This is a genomic window from Bacillus sp. JZ34 (assembly GCF_053903205.1).
Genome location: NZ_CP096403.1, coordinates 4072526 through 4089623 on the forward strand (window position 1 = coordinate 4072526; position 17098 = coordinate 4089623).

Genomic DNA, 17098 nt, shown 5'->3' on the forward strand with positions numbered 1-17098 from the left:
CTCTCCTTGTTTGATCTGATCGGTACCGATATCTTAAAATACCTTTCTCAAGATTTAATCAGAATCAAACACAAAAAACCTTCCGGTTCCCCGAAAGGTTTAGCGGCCTTTGCCTTAAGAAGGCATAAGCTCAAGATGATGATCCAGTTCGTCCTGCAGGACGGCTTCAATATCTTTAAAACGATTCGATACGGTCGAAGCGCTGACACCGTATTTTTTTGCAAGCTTCGCCTGGGATAACGATTTTTCCGATTTGGAGATCGTATTGATAAAATACTCCAAAGCAGCTGCAAAGGCTTCTGTTTTCTTGATGACCGGCGCTTTTTTAACACAATACGATTTCCAAAGGCCGACCGCCCAGGAGACAAATGATTCAGAATGTCCTTCGTCAAGCATACCTTTCTCAAAGACAAGCGCTGTTTCTTTCTCCATCTCATTGGCCCATTCGATGTCTTCCGACCCTTGTTCAGACGGTGCACTCTCTTCCTGACGGCAAAGCTGCATTAACACATGATGAAAATCATCTCTCATCAGCTGTTCTTTTGTTCCGCCTTCTTCTGTGAAACGGCTTAAAGCATCGTTTAACCTGTCTTTGAGAGCATCCGCCATTTTTGCAGGATAGATGGTGAATTGTAAGAAGAACTCGGTATGGCTTCCGATCTTGATCGGAAAGCCGAGCACGTACTCGCCTACAAAAGGCCCTTCCCGCTTCACATTCATCCTTATAGTGAGCTCTTCATTTGTTACAGCATCCTCAAAGCGAATGCCGCCATCTGTTATATGTTTCACACGCAGCAGCGCAGGGGAGAGGTCTTTCCACGATTGAACGGCCTCCTTAGTCTGCGATCTGAGAATCGAGGAACCCTTTTTCTGTAAAAAGTCTTCGAAAATCGTCAATCCTCCGTCTGCCAACGGCCGGGAAAATACTCCCCACACGCCCAGATTAAAAACACATATCTTTTGTGCAGACTGTTCCAAGTCTGACAGAAAAGAATACTGATTAAGAAATTGATCGATTGTGTCTTTATGTTCCGTAAAAGCGAATTCCATGACGTCTTTCTGGATTTGTTTCAATTCCTGCACCGCGACAGCCGGAAACGCTCCCTCCGCTTTGCCGCAGCATTTTTTATATTTCAGCCCGCTGCCGCAGGGGCAAGGCATATTTCTCTTTACTTTTCCCACGTTTAAACCTCCGTATCTTATACTACAACTTATTTATTTTATCAAAACTTTCAGGAGGGGGAAATCCGATAATGAAAATCAGTATGATTTAGCTGAAAAGTAAAATTTTATAAAAGGGGTCAAATAGAAAAAAAGACTATAAAATGGTTAGTTCTGCGTTTTTATCATCCATTTATGACAGAGGGTGTTATACATTTTGCAATACGCTGGTTTTTGGGTTAGAGCGGGTGGATTGTTGATCGATTGCGTATTGGCGGTCGGATTACACTTTTCATCCGCATTGATTTGGAGACGGATCTCCTGAGGTCGGTGCAACAGCACTGCTGGTATTCGTTTTGTATCCGCTTTTGATGCCGCTGACAAAGCTCCGATGCACATTGGAAAAGCACTTTTTAGAATTCGCATTATTTCTGATGATACAGGCCGACGGATGAAGCTATGGCAGGCTTTCGTGCACTACATCGTCTCATGGGTGCATATTGCTTTCGGTCTGCTGTATTTAACCGTCGTTTTTTCAGAAACGAAACAAGCTGTCCACGATTTTGCGGCTAGAACTTATGTTATGAAAACAGGCGACACTGAGTAAACGATCTTTATGTATTTAAGTGCATACAGAAAAAGGGATATGAATCCCTTTTTCTATTTCCGGTATTCCAGCAGACTGATGGTCAGGAGCACAAAGAAGCACCCCAGCCACTGAATGGATGTTAAACGTTCGTTTAAAAACAAAACACCTCCGAAGATGGTAAGAACGGGGCCGATCATAGAAATGACGGCTCCCCGCTCCGCTCCTATCCGCTTCATGCCTTCCAGCATGAATAAAAAAGGAATGACCGTCGTCACTGCTGCAATGATCATAAAAAAAACATACATTGCGGGAGGATAAGAAAGCAGGATTCCCGGCTGTTTTCCTGTTGCGCGAAACAGCGCATAACCGGCCATCGCAAGACTTGCCGCCGACATTCCATAGGCATTCATCCGAATCCCGCCGATTTGACGGACAAGGCCTCCCGCCACAACAAGATAAACCGCATAGGCGACAGCGGACAATAAGATCAAAAAAGCTCCTGACAGGTTCGCTTCAAATGCTTGCACATCCCATCCGCCGACAGCCAAGAACAGCCCGGCATTCACAAGCAAGATGGCAGCAAACGTTTGACCCGAGATCATTTTTTTATTTACAAAGGCAGTGATGATCAATACGAACATGGGATAGCTCATCACAATCATCCGTTCAACGATTGCCGAAACATCATGAAGGCCGATAAAATCAAGCAATGGCGACAGAAAAAAACAAAGCAATCCGGCCGCATAAGCTTTAAAAATCTCCGCTTTTTCTGGTTTAGCCGGAAGCTTTGAACGATACATAACAAAAATCAGCCAAAACAGCGGCGCCGCAAATAATTGCCGGTACAACAGCACCGCTTCCGGCTGTGCACCTTGTTCATAAGCCCATTTGACAAAAATGGATTTTGAAGCAAAACACATCGTCCCAAAGACCATAAAAACGACCCCGGCCGCTTTTCGAACGCCGCTTTGAATATGGCCGCTCTGCTCAGCTGTACTCTTCTCTTCTCGACTCAACTTTCAACACCCGTCCTTTTTATTCGTGGATATGTTTTTTTATAAAATGGAGCAATGTGCTTCCCTGGGCCGTCAAAATCACACCTTTTCCCGAACATTTTGGACAAGGCTCCGGCTCTTCTCTTCCGCTTCCATTGCAATTTGGACATGTCGTTTCCAAATCGTCCGTTGCAATCACCATTTACCATCACACCTCCGTTTCCGTTTAATATGATGCGGCCACTCCGGCCAGCCTTCCTCCATGGCCACCACCTCCTTAAAAATACAAAAAACCCCCGTCACAAAAGGACGAGGGTCTCGCGGTACCACCTTTATTAATCGCATCAACGATTCGCTTGGAACATACGGAAAGGGAACAGTCAGCCCTTTCGATACGCTTCTCTTGATAACGGAGAGAACTATCCCGGCTTCGCCTACTGTCCGTTTCAGCGAAGCGATTCAGAAGCCCATTCGGCGTCAGAAGGGCATCGGTTCACACCAGCCACCGACTCTCTTAAACCCATGCTCTGACACGTACTTGCTCTTCCTCAATATCGTTTAACCGTACATGATTTGTAAAAAATATATTACTCTGAAAATTAGCATGTGTCAATCAGCATTAAATTCTTGTTTTTTTACGAACCTTTAATATACACACGGTCAACAGACACAAAACAAGGAGATTGAATGCTGCTATCCAATAAAAATATCCAGGGATGCCTATGACGAGAAGCGGTAGTCCCAAGCTGAGAAATACACTGGCAAATGCAGCATACAGCACTTTTAGTAAGCCATTATATTTTTCTGCTTCAGATTCGCGGTCTGTATAAATCGCATTTGTTTGAACTTGACTGGGATCAGCCGCAAAGTAATGCCAATTTAAAAACTGTGTCACATGCTTCCAGCCTGCATCCTCGTATATATGAATATATTCTTCCTGATCCAGGTTTGATGTTGTCTTATAGTCGAGCCGATATACTGTATTGCTTGGTTTTGTCTTTTCAAATATATAGATAAATAAAAAGAAGGACTTTAACATCCACCCCTGTTTTGCCATTTCATTCAGCCAGTTCTCCTCCTTCCGGTCTTGCCAAGCAAGAAAAAAACGGAATTTACGCTTTCTTTTTTTACTCATGACTTGTATCTCCCTCTTTTTGAAAAATAGATTGACTGATCGTCACTAATTTGGATAGGCGTTTAAATTCGAGTTCAATCACCTGCCATCCTTCATTCGTTAAAATATACTGCTTTCGCCGATTATCGCCGGATTCGCCTTCCTTTCTAATCAGCCCCTGCTTTTCGAGTTTGCTTAGTGCACCATAAAGAGTGCCAGGCCCTAGTTTGACCTCACCCTCACTCATGCTCTCAACCCTTTGCATAATGCCGTAGCCATGTAATGGTTGAGTTAATGACAATAATATGTAATACGTAGCCTGCGTAAGCGGTAAATAGCTTTCCGCCGTTTTTTTCTTCACTTTTCGCACCTCATTTTAAGTATGGCGTTTTTCATTTATATATCTCATGAGCAGTACAACACCTATTAGATTGAAAATGATGCTGCCGCCAAGAGCTAGTCCCCACCATACACCGTTTATTCCTGATAAAATCGCTAAATTTAATAAAAAAATTCCGCTCAAAACAAATAACATCCCGGTAAAGTGTGTATTCAAATCATTCGCCTCCTTATTTTACATCGCCTTACGATATATCGACTGACGATATAATAACATATTAGAAGATTCGACACAAATCAAACACAGCATTTACCCTGCAAATCAAATAAGTGAGCACAGGCTATTGCCCAAAAGGAATAGCTCACATTAAAATTAAAAAAACCGCCTAAAAGGTCATTTCACGACCTTATCAGGCGGTTTCCAGCGATTATTCCTTATTCCTGTCAGCAAACACCGTCATGGCGTCGCACATGAACTTTGCCAAGCCGGCGCCGTATTGATCAATGTTTTTCGTAAAGCGCTCGTCAGCGACATACATTTGTCCCAGACCTTTGAAAGCTTCGAGCGAATAGCTGTGGCCGGTGTTATTGTTCAGAAAGTCGTACCATTCCTTTATAGCCGCCTGTGCTTCCTCTGAGTCTGAGGCGCCTTTTCTGAGGGCGGCGATTTTTCTGTAAATGGCATCATATTGCTGTTCCATCTTTTTCCGTTCACCTTCGGGCATGGATTCGATATAGGCCTTCGATCTGTCGACGGCTTCATCGCCCCAGCGTTCCCGCGCTTCTTCCTCATACGGGTTTTGACTGAAATCAAATCCCGCGAATTTTTCCTCGTTTGTCATGTTGATTTCTCCTTTCGCGAATTGGATCGTTTTATCGATTGTCGCAATCATTTGGTCAAGCCGGCTTCTTTTCTCCAGCAGCGCTTTGCGATGGAGCTGAAGCGCCTCATTCCTGTCAAATGAAGGGTTCTCAAGAATGCTTTTAATCTTTTTTAAAGGGAAGTCAAGCTCTCTGAAAAACAGGATTTGCTGCAGCTTTTCCAGATCGTCATCTGAATACAGCCGATACCCGGCTTCGGTCGTCTCCGACGGAGCTAATAATCCGATTTCATCATAATGATGCAGTGTGCGCACACTGATGCCGACTAAGTCGGCCACTTCCTTTACTTTCATTTTCATTTATCTGACCTCCCTTCAATATCGACTATAAAGTATCCCGCAACGTGAGGGTCAATGCGAAATTTGAAATTTTTTTTATACAAACAAAAAACCCGGCAAAATTGCTTCGCCAGGTCTTTTAAGAATTGTTCAGCAAGACTTCTTTAAGAAACGGATCATCCAGCCACTCGTTCAGCTGGCCCGCGGAGAATCCTTTTGATACATTGAGATCGATGAGCGTTCCGCCGGCATATCCGAAAGAAGCCGATCTGTCCGCAATGGTGTCCGGCCCTTTCGCCAGAACATTCTTCAGCTTCTTCAGCATGTTTTGAAAGCTCTTCTCCAAGTCGCTTTTCGGGTCTTTGGCAGAGTCAATCACTCTGATGAGCCTCTCATTTCCGCCTTCAAGCTCTCCTTTTTCATCCAAACTGACATCAGCCAAAGACAGACCGGCAATCGTTTTCAAAAACTCATTCACATGCCATTTTTCATAAGCTTCTTTATCCAGCGGCGTTCCATTTTGTTCACCGATCAATTCCGCATGGCTCAACAGACGGGCGCCAAACCGTTTATCACTGTTATTTAAAACGGCTTCGATCCGGGTTCTTTTTTGTTCATCTTCGATGCCTTCAACTATAATCCGGTTATTTCCGTCTACATGCAATGTCAGATGTTCACTCTCGGAAAGAGAAATTCCGCTCTCGCGCAGCGTCTCATCGATCTGGCTGTTCAAACGCTGCCTGTCCACATAAAGATTATAGATCTCAAATTGAACGCCGTTCATTTGTGATCGTAATGACGGTGCATTTTTTTGAGCCGCTTCAGCCTGTTTGCTGATGGAGAGGGTGTCTGTTTGGCTGCCGACCATTCTCTTGGAACCTGTAGTCTTAGCCGGCATCTCCGCGGCGGCAGGCTTCATCAGCTGCTCGGAATAAAGCGAAAGTTTTACCCTGTCTCTAATATTCATGGGAGCTCCTTTCATGCCAATTACATTCGATTACTTTTTATATCGGACGGAATTTGGATCTGTTTACCAGCCGTATGTTGAATCATATTGATAATTGATCTTCAGCTGCGGCGATCTCCATGTTGAACTGCTCCAAGCGAGCGAATAGTATCTCACATTCCATATCGTTTTGACCGGAAGCGCAAGTTCAGGCTTTAGATCCGGAAACAGTGTGCCGCCGGAAACCGATGTGTGCCAAACGCCTTCTTCCTTGTTCAGAACTTCCCTGTAGGTGTGTCCGAGGCTCGGAGAAATGGTTCCCTCGGCGGAAACGCTTTTCACAGTCGCTCCTTCGGGAATGGCCGAGACATTGGCAAGATTGACGGCGGCAACCGGAGAAACGACTCCCTGTCCCGGGCTTGAGATGGATGATGGAGACAAATTCGCCGTATAAGCACCGCTCTTCATTCTGTCGATAAATTCAAGTCTGTAAAATCCCCAACCGTCATATGAACCGTCTTTAGACGTGACGACCGCAATGTACCGGCCTGTCTCCGGAACATCCAAGCGGATGATTTCATTTTGGTTTCCCGTTCTTTCAGAAGATCCTACTGCAGGATAGCCGTAAGCATCTTTAAATAAGTAAAGATCATAGTCTGTATTTGCTGGGATGTTCTTTAGGTGAATGGCAAGCTGTTCTCCCTTTGTCGCGTAAAATTTGTAATAATCTTTATCGCTTTCGCTGTGAATCGTCGCCGAAATCGTCTTGTATTTCCACAATCCTAAATCATAAGCCTCAGCGAAAGAATTGTTGGGTTCATACTCATCTTCGTAAACATTTGCCGAAGCCGAAAATGCTGGAATCGCCATCAAAAACACACTGAACACGAAAAGAAACAAACTTTTTTTCATTTGTCATTGCCTCCCGTTTATTCATCACCATAAAGGAACTCCCTTCCTTATATCGGTAATTGAATTGGAAGTTTAATGAATATTTTATAAAATAATAGAATTTTTCCAAGTTTACTCATCCGACGGCTCTGCCACACTGCCCACAAAAAGGTTCATTCCGGATGTTTCATCAACAATCGCGAAATAAAACGGGTGGTCTGCAGTCATCGTCACTTCAGGGACGGGAGCTGATTCGATGATCTCAACCGCCGTTGCCGCGGATGCTTCGGTACCCGCTTCATCTACTTTGATAAATGTTTTATGTCTGACTTTATCAATTTGAGCGGCGCCTTCTCCGGCAAACATATTTGAAAAATCCGCGCTGCTAAACACGGTTTTCATTCCAAGCCGTTTAAGCGGTTCATTTAACATGTAGTCTGTTTGAAATGAGAAGCGCGGCAGCTTGAGCTCCACCTGTTTCATCGTCCAGCCCTTATGCAAGGCGCGCCATTGATCATACGTCATGCCAGCTAGAAGCTGTTCAAGATTTGCCGCTTTTTTCGGCAGAAAAACAGCCAATGACAGACCTTCGTCTTGAAAAGGAAGCTTGACGGCTTGAAAATGTTTGTTTTCCAGATAAGGAAAGCGGTTTGTCTGCGTCATCATGGGGTGTTTTTTTGCGGAGCCGTCCGCAGAATAAAATGGCTGTTCCGCTGTCATGTGAGGATCAAATGGATGCTTCCAGCTTTCTCTAAAATAGACGGCATTAATGATGTAGGCAATCGTATTCGACGAGACCTTGTCAACGATCTGATCAATGCGGTCTTTCGTTTTCTTTTTGACCCAGCCGTTGATTTCTTCTGCTGCCCGATTTGGATCATCATGAAGCTGATAGGCGTCGCCAAGGCCTTTGATCGCGTCTTGAAAGCTTTCTTTCAGCTCCCTTTTGGACCATATCGAATTGGCCGATGAAAATTCGCCGTGAGGCAGCGTTTCTAGCGAACGATTCACAGATTGTGACATCCTGTTGATCGATGTCATATCCGTCTGGTTGAGGTTTAAAGTGCCGAGCAGTTCCTTTCTGCTGTCTCCCGCGGCACCGTTTGCCGTCATCACAAGTGCCTGGTGAATACTGTAAGGCGAGAGGAAGATGTTTTTCCGGCTTCCTTCCTCTTTTATCATGTCTTGAAACAATGCGAGCGCAAACCGCTGTTCAGCTTCAGATAACGAGGCGTCCGTTTTTTGCGCGGATCTGACGGGCGGGGGATCGGCCTCCTTGTGCACTCCGCATCCGGCCAACAATAAAAGACCGGTCCATATCACCATCGCACTCCATTTCGATTTCAATTGTCAACACCTCCTACTGTTGTAGTGGGTTTAGCATTGGAAAACGTTACAAAAAACGGCAGCAAAAAAAGCTTATCCAATGCTGGATAAGCTTTCTGTTACTGCGCTCACTGTCCTTTAACAGCCAGTTCGCGCAAATCTTTTTTGACGATTTTGCCGAGCCTGTTTTTCGGAAGGCTGTCGGTAAAAACGATTTCAGGAATTTTATAGTCGGACAGGCGCTCTTTGCAATACGCGATAATGTCCTCCTTCTTAAGGCCGGAGCTTTCGTTTTTCACCACATACGCCCTCGGAACTTCCCCGTACATTTCATCCGGGACGCCGATGACGGCCGATTCGACGACTCCGGGCACTTGATCGATGATCTCCTCCACCTGGTCAGGATAAATGTTGTCGCCTCCGTAGACAATGACGTCTTTATACCGGCCGGTAATATATAAAAATCCGTCTTCATCAAGTTTGCCGGAGTCCCCCATATAAAACCAGCCGTCTTTCAGCACCTTTTGCGTGGCGGAAGGATTTTGGTAATACCCTTCAAAAACATACGGGCTTTTGACGACGACTTCTCCGACTTCGCCCCTTGGCAGCTCTTCATGTGTATCAGGGTCTTCGATTTTTATGCTGACTTGCGGAATCGGCTTGCCGGCTGAATTGACTTTATCCCAGCCCATGTCAGGCCGCCATACGCTAACCGTCCATGCTTCTGTGCTGCCATACCCCTGCACCATCAGGATTCCCATGTCATTGTACTCCTTAATCAGCCGCGCCGGCACCTTGGTGCCGCCGGAGACAAGCATTTTCACAGACGACAGGTCGAATGGATGTCTTTTCATTTCCTCCAGCATGTAAGTGTAGACGGAAGGAAACGCCATCATCATATGAATGTGTTTCTTCTCGATCTCCTGCAGGATTTCAAACGGTTCGGGGTCCCATAAGAAATGAAGCCCAATTCCTTCAAAAGCCGCCTGAAAAACATGGTTGAGCGAGCTCATATGATAAAGCGGATGGCTCGCTAAAAAGCGCATGCCTTTCAGCTGTTTCGATTTCACGTTCACCTCTGTCAAGTATGCGGCCAGACTGCCGTGGTTGACCATACAGCCTTTCGGATTTCCGGTCGTGCCCGAGGTGAACAGCATTAAAGCCAAATCATGCTCGGTCACCTGGTCGGCCTCCACCTCCAGCGGCCTGTTTTTAAATAGGCTCTCAAACTGTTCAGTCGTGTTCATTCCCGCACCCGCTTCAATCATCAGGCAGAACTGAAGCTGTTCGCGGAGCGGCGTTAGTATATCGGCAAATTCCAAGTCATAAAACATCACCTTCGGCCGGCAGTTATTCAAGATTCCTTTTAATTCATACGATGTCAGCTGCCAGCTTAACGGCACGACTGTCGCCCCGATTTTAAGAGACGCCAGCAAAATGACGGGAAAATGATGATTATTTTTACATAAAACCGCGATGTGGTCTCCTTTTTGAACACCCTCCTCCAGCAGATAATGAGCCAGCTGGTTCACCCGTTGATGATACGCTTTGAACGTAAACGTTCGATCTCCTCCGGACAATGCTTCCAACCCATCTGACGTTTCCATATGATGATTGATTAATTGCTGAAGTGTACTCAAAATTTTCATCTCCAAATTTTCATTGTTTCTCACAAAACCTGGTGAGATTATGTGACGCACAAATTCATTCTAAAACAAAATATATCCATTGTAAAACTATTTCATAATAGAATTATTATCTTTATGAATTGATAACAAAAGAAATTAAATGACTCATGTTAAAATTCATAAAATCGTTTTTTGCGGAGCATTCGCTTATGATAAAATAGACCTATGTTTGTTTGACCAGCATAAAATTGCTGATCTACTACACGATGTCGGAAATGAGGAAACCTTCATGAATCACCATCGGATTGAAGCGAATCTATTGGATCATGCTTTCACGAAATATTTGCGGTCTTCAAAGAAATTGGACGAAGAAACGATTCCGAAAAGTATCACGAGCGGCAAAGGGTTTATTTTGCGTATCATTTACAGACACGGAACATGTACGATAAAGGAGATTTTACAGGAGGTCGCCCTGTCTCCATCAGCAACGACAACAGCTCTGAACCATTTGGAGAAAGAGGGCTTTGTGATCAGATCGAGAAATAACGATGACCGGCGCACCGTCTGGATCGAACTGTCGCAAGAAGGAACGAGGATCGCCGCACAAATGGTGGAAAACCGCCAAGCCTTGATCGACAAGCTCTTCGGCAAATTGTCAGAGGAAGAAAAAAAGGTTTTTTTTGCTATAATTGAAAAAATTATGATGTGAAACGGGCCGTCGATCGAAATCGACAGCCCTTTTTTTATTGTCTGACCCCAAGCGCGTCCAGCGCCATCTTCAAGTGCTCTTCTTGTTTTGTCTGCAGGGCGAACATGCCGATTTCGATGCCGTAGGCGGCCTGCAATTCTGTAATATGCTCTTTCATCCGCGGCCAGACCCGGCCCCCTTCTTTTTCATAATAAGAGATGAGCCGGGCGGTTTCGGCTTCTCCTAAAATCGTCTCGTATAAAAGAAAGTCTTTTGCCGGGTCGGCGATTTTCGCTTCCGTCCAATCCAACAGCCCAGTTATGCTCTGATGCTGGTCAATTAAAATATGCGGGGGATGCAAGTCGCCGTGGATAAACGCAGTATGTTCAGGCCAATACGAGTCGTCGGACAGCCACTTTTGCCATCTATCCCAGAGCTCGCCGCTGACCCCGAGCTCTCTTTTGATCTGTTCCATCTGCTCTGCTTTTGACCGCCTGACGCCATCCGGATTCATCACATGCATGCCCGCTTCTTCTGCGGCTTTATGATCAATGCTGTGCAATAGCGCGAGCGTTTTCGCCAATGACTTGACAAAGGCTTCAGCCGGAGGCTCATGATCCATGTTCCATACGTAATTCTTCACCTCCATGTCAATGACCGCGGCAGGAACCCCCGGAAGCTCCGGATATGCAATCAGTTCGGGAGTATGAATGCGCCAATCCGGCACAGCGGCGGGAAGATGGTTTTGCAGCAGCTTCAGCACTTTCCCTTCATACACTGCTCTTTCAATCACATCGTCGCGCCGCGGTTTTCTCAAGACCCATCTCTTGCCTGCTTCATCTTCGGCAAAGACGACTTGAAAATCCATGCCGGACTCGTTGATTTCCGCATGCTTTCGTTTCAGCCGAAGGCCGTGTTTTTCCGCAAGTTTTAATATTTGTTCAATTTGTTCATTTACAATTGTCATATACGATTTTCCCCTTTACTGAAGGTTTTTAATAAAAAAAAAGCACAGGTCGTCTGCCTGCGCTGGAAAGTAAACGGAAAAAGATATGACAAATAAACTGAAGGCAAGCTTCAGATAAGCTATTTTTAAAGGCAAAAAAAGAGGCGCTGGAATCCGCGCCTCTCCCTCTGTTATTGCATAAAGGGTCCCCTAAAAACAGGCAGACTGATCCCGATTACCCTGCACACAGGCAGAGACTTTGTTCACGATTTAGTTAGCGAGGACAAAGTTCAATCGGAATCTGATGTATGCCATTTGGGAAATCCCTCCGTTCTTTAAAGTTATCCTTATTTTAACAGGTGGCAGGGTGACCCGCAACGCAAAATTCAATTATTAAGAAAATCAACCTGATAGAGGAAACCCATATGTTCCTGCCTAACTAATAATTAACACCCGTTCGGCGCTTTAATTCTCTTAGCCAAGCCGTATCCCCGGTTCCATAGCTTTTCTTTTGCCCTGTATCCCGCAAAGATCCGTTGCTGTAGTCAATAGATAAGATAAAATCCGGAACAGAATCATATCCGGCTTCTGCAAGTCTGTTCAGCTCTGCTCCATAATGAGCGATTGCGAAATGAGCCGTTTTCTTTTGGACAGGGTCCTTCTCCAGCTCTTCTTTATACACATCTAACAAATCACGGCCGTCAGGTGTTACATATCGGCCATCAACCACTTCCAAGTCCTTCAGGTGATAGCCTGTCACCTCATATATCTCGCGAACCGTGTGATATTTTTGCTGCGCTTCTTTGGAATATTGGGCTGAATCGCTGCTCAAGCTTTTCATGATATGCAGAAATAACTGTTTGCTGTTTTCTCCTGATTGCAATATATGTTCAAGTTGATGGATGAGCTGCTCATCATCTGTTCCGCTCACTTTTACTTGATAATCAATCGGGGAAATTGTAAAGGTGAGCGCCGTATCCGCAGGAATGGCAATATGATATTGATCCAGCAGCGCTTGAAGCTGTTTGTTGACTTGGCTGCGCTGATATATTTTCTCATTCTCCGCCTCTACTTCCCCATTAAAATTCACATTTCGAAACGCGGCATCCTGCATATTATAGTTTTGCGCTTTTCCTTTGAACAGCCACTCAGTTTCATTGTCATATGCAGCTTGTCTTTCTGCTGCCGACAGGTCATTTCTGAAATAAGGGGAATTGGAATTTTTGTATTTATCCTTAATATAGCCTAAAGGATCAGGTTTCGTTTTGTTCATTGCATTGATTTTGCTGTATTTTTCATCTAAGATTTTTTTCCTGATATCACTTTCTGACTCATAGGGGTTTTGGGCATTGATCTTCGTTTCTTCCACAGTTTGATCATTTGCTGCTTCGTATGCCCGCCTGAAAGCTTCGGCATGATTCACAATACTGTCCTTTGAGTAGTTCAGCTTACTCAAACTTTCCTTCGATGGTCTTCCCGCTTGACTGCTGGCCTTCTTCGCAAAGGCAGTGATATCGGAAGAGACATTTTTTACAGTTGGATCAGCCGCATTCCTTTTCAACATATTCTGAATCATCAGCTGTGTACGGATGTATTGACGATTGAGACGCATTGGGTACCTCTCCTCAATTGTTTCTATAATCCCTATATCGGCTTGATTATGTTTATATTAACCTTATTAAACAGTAATTTACATAGCACCCTCATCAATTTGGATGAAAAATCAAAAGGCATCCGAAAAAACGGATGCCATTCCTTATTTCTAATCTTCCCTGTCACTTTTATTCCGTATCCGCTCAATCACCTCGTGCAGTCCCTCAGGTTTATAAAATTCCACCGGAGAACTGCCCTTTTCAAAGGAAATCGTCTCGGCTTCTATCAGCGCGACATAGCGCCCGTTTACCTTGGCAAGGTGGATCGAATCTCCGAATTCAGCCAGCAGTCCTTTAATCTCGGTTGCTCCCAGCTTCATTTTCAGCTCTGCCTCAGGCATATGCTCAACGATCTGGGCGGAGGCTTCGATGACTTGATGGGTGTCGAGGCGTTCCTGAATCTCCCGCTTTTCGCTCGCTTCCCAGATTTCGAGATCATGTTCAAACTGCTGGAGTTCTTCGCTTTTGTCTTCAAATGCTTCGTACACATGCTCCTGCACCATGTTCATCACTTGGGACTTCATGATTTCCGGCATCGACTCCCCGTACTCGACGAATTTTAAGAAGTCTTCAAAGTAGCGGGCGTGCGAGGCCTGGTGGATTTTCACTTCGCTTTCCTCTGTCATGCCCTCTTCAGGCATGTGCGGATACTGGATCGATTTCATGTTTTTCGTCGTGATCGCCATTTCGACCTTGCGGATCAGCGATGATTCATCGGCGATCGAAGCGACCTTCGGTTCAAAGTCGCACTTCATGACAAAGACAAATGTATCATCGAAGTATTTGCGCGGTACGGCTGTCGCCACCAAAAAAACGCCTCCCCTGACGGCGCTCGTGTCGAGGTATGTGCGGACGAACTGTTCGCTCAGCTCATTGAATTCTTCCTTTGTCTCCGCCAGTTTTGTTTTGTGAAACAGATTGTAGTTCGGATTAGAATCAAGCTCATGCCCCGGCTCTGTGATGAAGCGGCCGATTTTCGTCGGCACCTGCTCTGATTTCGGATGGCGTTCGGCTTTCCGCTTCACGATTTTTTTCAATTCCCCGTCTAAGAAATCCTTCAGTTCGCTGGTTTCAAATTCCTCTGTATCCAGCGTCTGAAAATGTTTATATTGCTTGTTGGCCTGCTCATCCTTGCCGTCGACCTGAATGACGTAAAAAGAAATATAGCGAATTTCAAATTCCATGACATGTTCACCCGTTTTCCTTGTTGTTTCAGTTCTTCAAGTATAGGTAAATGCCTGGAATCCGTCAATTTGCACCTTCACTATATAATTGATCCATTATAATACATCTTCCCGGTCAATTTTTCGGATCGACCAAAACGCAATAACAATCCCGATTACAGCCAATGAAACAGGAATATAAATAATAGAAGCAATTGAAAATCCAGGACTTTGCTGACCGATCAGCGCAATCAAAATGCAGGATGTCACAATAGTGGCAGGAACGGATTGTTTGCGCATCCCAAAGTATAATGGAATAAAACTCAACCCTGTCGAAGAAGCAGCGTAAATGAGCATACTGCCAATCTCATTTCCAATGGCTTGCAGCGTCAGTTTTTCCGGGCTGAACTGATAGACATCATTGAGCTGCGAGAAAATAAACGCAAGAATCAGTTCGGACACGATCATTGTCAAGAAGGTCAATCCGCCGGTGAGCAGCAGTTTTGCGGCGATCAGTTTTTTTCGGCTGACCGGATATGTAAACATGACCGTGATGGTTCTGTTTTTATACTCTCCGATGATCAGTTTGGCAATCAGCACGCCTGCAAAGACAATAAACACAGACCTTACAAAAGTTCCGAGAAGCAACAGCGTGGATCCCGCGTCAGCCATCGCCATTTGGTCTTGAGTAAGATTTTTTTCCTCCGATCCGATCAGGCATAAAAAACCGAGTATACATAGATTTGCAATCACTGCACCTTTGTAATACCACCCTAGTTTCGTTTTTTTAAACTCCAATTTAATTAAATTCAGCATTGAACTTCAACTCCGTTAAAATACATCTATTTTTTCGATCCGCCTTACTGCCAAAAAGGAAAAAATCAGACCGACAGCGGCCAGAGATAAAGGAATATAAACAATTGAAGAAATGGAAAAGTCCGGGCTTGTGGAACTGATCAACATGCTGATCACGACAGACGAAATGATCGTTGCCGCAGCGGAGTGCTTCCGCATTCCGAAAAAGATGGGCACTAAACTCGTTCCTGCGGCGCCAAAAGCAAAAACGATCATTTTCAGAGCCTGCTGAGAAACCATAGAAGCTGTTAATTCGCCGGGGATGACCCCATAGATTGAATTCAGCAGAAAAAAAGCAGCGGCAACGCATGCATTTGATATCAATATCGTAATGAAAGTCAGCCCGGCTGCGATCAGCAGTTTAGCAGCCAGCAGTTTTTTTCGGTTGATCGGGTACGTAAACATCACAAGTATTGTCTTGTTTTTAAACTCTGAAATGATTAATTTTGAAATCAGCACGGCTCCGAAAATGATAAAAACCGCTCTGACGAAAGTGCCGATCACAAGAAATGTTTCATCAATCGTTTGGAACGTATCCTTGCCTTCTGTGAAGGTCACCATCCACAGAAAACCGAGGATGATGAAATTGGCAAAGGCGGCTCCGCGTACATACCAGCCAAGCTTCATCTTTTTCATTTCGATTTTCAATAAATTCAGCAAGTGTCTCCGCCTCCTTATGCGCTGGCCGCATTGCCGTTGATTAAGCTGAGGAAGTAGTCCTCAAGCGAAGTATGCTTTTTATTCATGGACTCAATTTCTATATCATTCAAAATCAGAGCTTTAGAAATGGCTGTTTGAGAAGCTTCGGCATCATAAATTCGGATCGTTTTATCATTTAGTATTTTAAAATTAGCAATCTGAAGCTCATGTTCAAGCACAAAGCAAGCCCGCAATTGATTCGGGGTCACGAGTTCAATGTACTCTGTGTTCCGGCCTCTTACGCTTTCCATCGATACTTCTTCAACAAGCCTGCCGTCCCGAATCACTCCGATTGTATCTGCAATCTGCTCTACTTCGTTCAGGATATGGCTTGAGATGAGCAATGTCATTCCATATTCTTTGCTCAATACTTGAAATAAGTTTCTGATTTCTTTAATCCCGATGGGATCAAGGCCATTAATCGGTTCATCTAAGATGAGCAAGTCGGGTTTGGTAAGAATGGCACGCGCGATTCCAAGACGCTGCTTCATACCAAGCGAGAATGTTTTGACAGGTTTGCTGTCGATATTTTTTAAATTCACCATGTCCAGCACTTCCTGAATCTTGGCTTTATTGTGATATCCCATATACTCACAGTGCAGATTTAAATTTTCATTGGCTGTCAGATTTTCATAAAAAATCGGGTATTCGATCATGCTGCCTATTTTGCCGAGAATCTCGTATGATTGATTTGTCAGCTTATGCCCGAGAATATTGATTTCCCCGCTTGTCGGTTTTACGAGGCTCGTCAGCATCTTCATGACGGTCGTTTTCCCGGCTCCGTTCGGGCCGAGAAAACCGTATATTTCTCCCTTTCGTATATGCATGCTTACATTTGACACAACTTCTTGACCTTTGAATGTCTTGGTAAGCCCGCTTGTTTGTACGATGTAAGTCAACTCTGTTTCCCCTTTCCTGTCTTTGCTATGTGTCTATTGTAGCGATG

Annotated in this window: 19 protein-coding genes and 1 other annotated feature; of the genes, 2 read left to right on the plus strand and 17 right to left on the minus strand. The window is 44.7% G+C overall.

What is annotated here, in order from left to right:
* Nucleotides 1-114 precede the first annotated feature (114 nt).
* Complete coding sequence (locus tag M1D90_RS20550) at nucleotides 115-1182, minus strand: YecA family protein (RefSeq protein ID WP_128823239.1); 1068 nt, start codon at nucleotides 1180-1182, stop codon at nucleotides 115-117.
* Between the two features lie 430 nt (nucleotides 1183-1612).
* On the opposite strand from M1D90_RS20550, the gene M1D90_RS20555 reads away from it, so the two are divergent.
* Nucleotides 1613-1768, plus strand: a complete 156-nt coding sequence (locus M1D90_RS20555; protein WP_456283030.1) for a hypothetical protein — start codon at nucleotides 1613-1615, stop codon at nucleotides 1766-1768.
* Between the two features lie 53 nt (nucleotides 1769-1821).
* Here M1D90_RS20555 and M1D90_RS20560 read toward each other — a convergent pair whose 3' ends face one another.
* The 10 genes from M1D90_RS20560 to M1D90_RS20605 all read right to left on the minus strand — a co-directional run bounded on the left by M1D90_RS20560 (nucleotide 1822) and on the right by M1D90_RS20605 (nucleotide 10161).
* Nucleotides 1822-2766 (minus strand): DMT family transporter, encoded by a 945-nt coding sequence (locus M1D90_RS20560; RefSeq protein ID WP_456283031.1) that lies wholly within the window; start codon nucleotides 2764-2766, stop codon nucleotides 1822-1824.
* 19 nt (nucleotides 2767-2785) lie between these two features.
* A complete protein-coding gene (locus M1D90_RS20565; RefSeq protein WP_035337337.1) occupies nucleotides 2786-2947 on the minus strand; it encodes a tryptophan RNA-binding attenuator protein inhibitory protein in 162 nt (53 codons plus the stop codon).
* A 100-nt stretch (nucleotides 2948-3047) separates the two neighbouring features.
* Nucleotides 3048-3306 (minus strand) — a binding site (T-box leader).
* Nucleotides 3307-3364: 58 nt separating this feature from the next.
* On the minus strand, nucleotides 3365-3880 hold the full coding sequence (locus M1D90_RS20570) for a DUF2812 domain-containing protein (protein ID WP_020450019.1): 516 nt from the start codon (nucleotides 3878-3880) through the stop codon (nucleotides 3365-3367).
* Nucleotides 3873-4220 carry a PadR family transcriptional regulator gene (locus M1D90_RS20575; protein ID WP_023857772.1) on the minus strand — a complete coding sequence of 116 codons (348 nt, stop codon included), beginning with the start codon at nucleotides 4218-4220 and terminating at the stop codon, nucleotides 3873-3875. Before M1D90_RS20575 ends, M1D90_RS20570 begins: the two co-directional genes overlap by 8 nt.
* A 15-nt stretch (nucleotides 4221-4235) precedes the next feature.
* The gene (locus M1D90_RS20580) at nucleotides 4236-4415 is read right to left on the minus strand and encodes a hypothetical protein (protein WP_023857771.1); all 180 of its coding nucleotides are present in this window, start codon (nucleotides 4413-4415) and stop codon (nucleotides 4236-4238) included.
* A 211-nt stretch (nucleotides 4416-4626) separates the two neighbouring features.
* A complete protein-coding gene (locus M1D90_RS20585) occupies nucleotides 4627-5379 on the minus strand; it encodes a MerR family transcriptional regulator (protein ID WP_020450017.1) in 753 nt (250 codons plus the stop codon).
* A gap of 118 nt (nucleotides 5380-5497) precedes the next feature.
* Entirely contained in the window at nucleotides 5498-6325 is an 828-nt protein-coding gene (locus tag M1D90_RS20590; protein ID WP_039073150.1) for a DUF4885 family protein, read from the minus strand.
* 63 nt (nucleotides 6326-6388) lie between these two features.
* On the minus strand, nucleotides 6389-7216 hold the full coding sequence (locus M1D90_RS20595) for a PPC domain-containing protein (RefSeq protein WP_214485231.1): 828 nt from the start codon (nucleotides 7214-7216) through the stop codon (nucleotides 6389-6391).
* 111 nt (nucleotides 7217-7327) lie between these two features.
* Complete coding sequence (locus tag M1D90_RS20600) at nucleotides 7328-8542, minus strand: serpin family protein (RefSeq protein ID WP_023857768.1); 1215 nt, start codon at nucleotides 8540-8542, stop codon at nucleotides 7328-7330.
* A 107-nt stretch (nucleotides 8543-8649) separates the two neighbouring features.
* Nucleotides 8650-10161, minus strand: coding sequence for a class I adenylate-forming enzyme family protein (locus M1D90_RS20605; protein WP_020450013.1), 1512 nt, complete (start codon nucleotides 10159-10161; stop codon nucleotides 8650-8652).
* 277 nt (nucleotides 10162-10438) lie between these two features.
* Between M1D90_RS20605 and M1D90_RS20610 the strand changes: the two genes are divergently transcribed.
* Nucleotides 10439-10858, plus strand: coding sequence for a MarR family winged helix-turn-helix transcriptional regulator (locus tag M1D90_RS20610; RefSeq protein WP_020450012.1), 420 nt, complete (start codon nucleotides 10439-10441; stop codon nucleotides 10856-10858).
* Nucleotides 10859-10892: 34 nt separating this feature from the next.
* Here the strand turns inward: M1D90_RS20610 and M1D90_RS20615 are convergent, their stop codons facing one another.
* From M1D90_RS20615 to M1D90_RS20640, 6 genes are all read right to left on the minus strand, one after another.
* A complete protein-coding gene (locus M1D90_RS20615; protein ID WP_035337346.1) occupies nucleotides 10893-11804 on the minus strand; it encodes a macrolide 2'-phosphotransferase in 912 nt (303 codons plus the stop codon).
* A 418-nt stretch (nucleotides 11805-12222) separates the two neighbouring features.
* Nucleotides 12223-13395 carry a DUF4885 domain-containing protein gene (locus tag M1D90_RS20620; protein ID WP_145929794.1) on the minus strand — a complete coding sequence of 391 codons (1173 nt, stop codon included), beginning with the start codon at nucleotides 13393-13395 and terminating at the stop codon, nucleotides 12223-12225.
* Between the two features lie 150 nt (nucleotides 13396-13545).
* Nucleotides 13546-14619, minus strand: coding sequence for a DUF3900 domain-containing protein (locus tag M1D90_RS20625; RefSeq protein ID WP_020450009.1), 1074 nt, complete (start codon nucleotides 14617-14619; stop codon nucleotides 13546-13548).
* A 96-nt stretch (nucleotides 14620-14715) separates the two neighbouring features.
* A complete protein-coding gene (locus M1D90_RS20630; protein ID WP_020450008.1) occupies nucleotides 14716-15414 on the minus strand; it encodes an ABC transporter permease in 699 nt (232 codons plus the stop codon).
* Nucleotides 15415-15429: 15 nt separating this feature from the next.
* A complete protein-coding gene (locus M1D90_RS20635; RefSeq protein WP_026580469.1) occupies nucleotides 15430-16113 on the minus strand; it encodes an ABC transporter permease in 684 nt (227 codons plus the stop codon).
* Nucleotides 16114-16127: 14 nt separating this feature from the next.
* Nucleotides 16128-17051, minus strand: coding sequence for an ABC transporter ATP-binding protein (locus M1D90_RS20640; protein WP_095292799.1), 924 nt, complete (start codon nucleotides 17049-17051; stop codon nucleotides 16128-16130).
* Nucleotides 17052-17098 lie beyond the last annotated feature (47 nt).

Coding starts and splice junctions, on each gene's coding strand:
- M1D90_RS20555 (WP_456283030.1), top strand. CDS start 1,613: ATGAAGCTATGGCAGGCTTTCGTGCACTACATCGTCTCATGGGTGCAT.
- M1D90_RS20565 (WP_035337337.1), bottom strand. CDS start 2,947: ATGGTGATTGCAACGGACGATTTGGAAACGACATGTCCAAATTGCAAT.
- M1D90_RS20570 (WP_020450019.1), bottom strand. CDS start 3,880: ATGAGTAAAAAAAGAAAGCGTAAATTCCGTTTTTTTCTTGCTTGGCAA.
- M1D90_RS20585 (WP_020450017.1), bottom strand. CDS start 5,379: ATGAAAATGAAAGTAAAGGAAGTGGCCGACTTAGTCGGCATCAGTGTG.
- M1D90_RS20590 (WP_039073150.1), bottom strand. CDS start 6,325: ATGAATATTAGAGACAGGGTAAAACTTTCGCTTTATTCCGAGCAGCTG.
- M1D90_RS20595 (WP_214485231.1), bottom strand. CDS start 7,216: ATGAAAAAAAGTTTGTTTCTTTTCGTGTTCAGTGTGTTTTTGATGGCG.
- M1D90_RS20610 (WP_020450012.1), top strand. CDS start 10,439: ATGAATCACCATCGGATTGAAGCGAATCTATTGGATCATGCTTTCACG.
- M1D90_RS20615 (WP_035337346.1), bottom strand. CDS start 11,804: ATGACAATTGTAAATGAACAAATTGAACAAATATTAAAACTTGCGGAA.
- M1D90_RS20620 (WP_145929794.1), bottom strand. CDS start 13,395: ATGCGTCTCAATCGTCAATACATCCGTACACAGCTGATGATTCAGAAT.
- M1D90_RS20625 (WP_020450009.1), bottom strand. CDS start 14,619: ATGGAATTTGAAATTCGCTATATTTCTTTTTACGTCATTCAGGTCGAC.
- M1D90_RS20630 (WP_020450008.1), bottom strand. CDS start 15,414: ATGCTGAATTTAATTAAATTGGAGTTTAAAAAAACGAAACTAGGGTGG.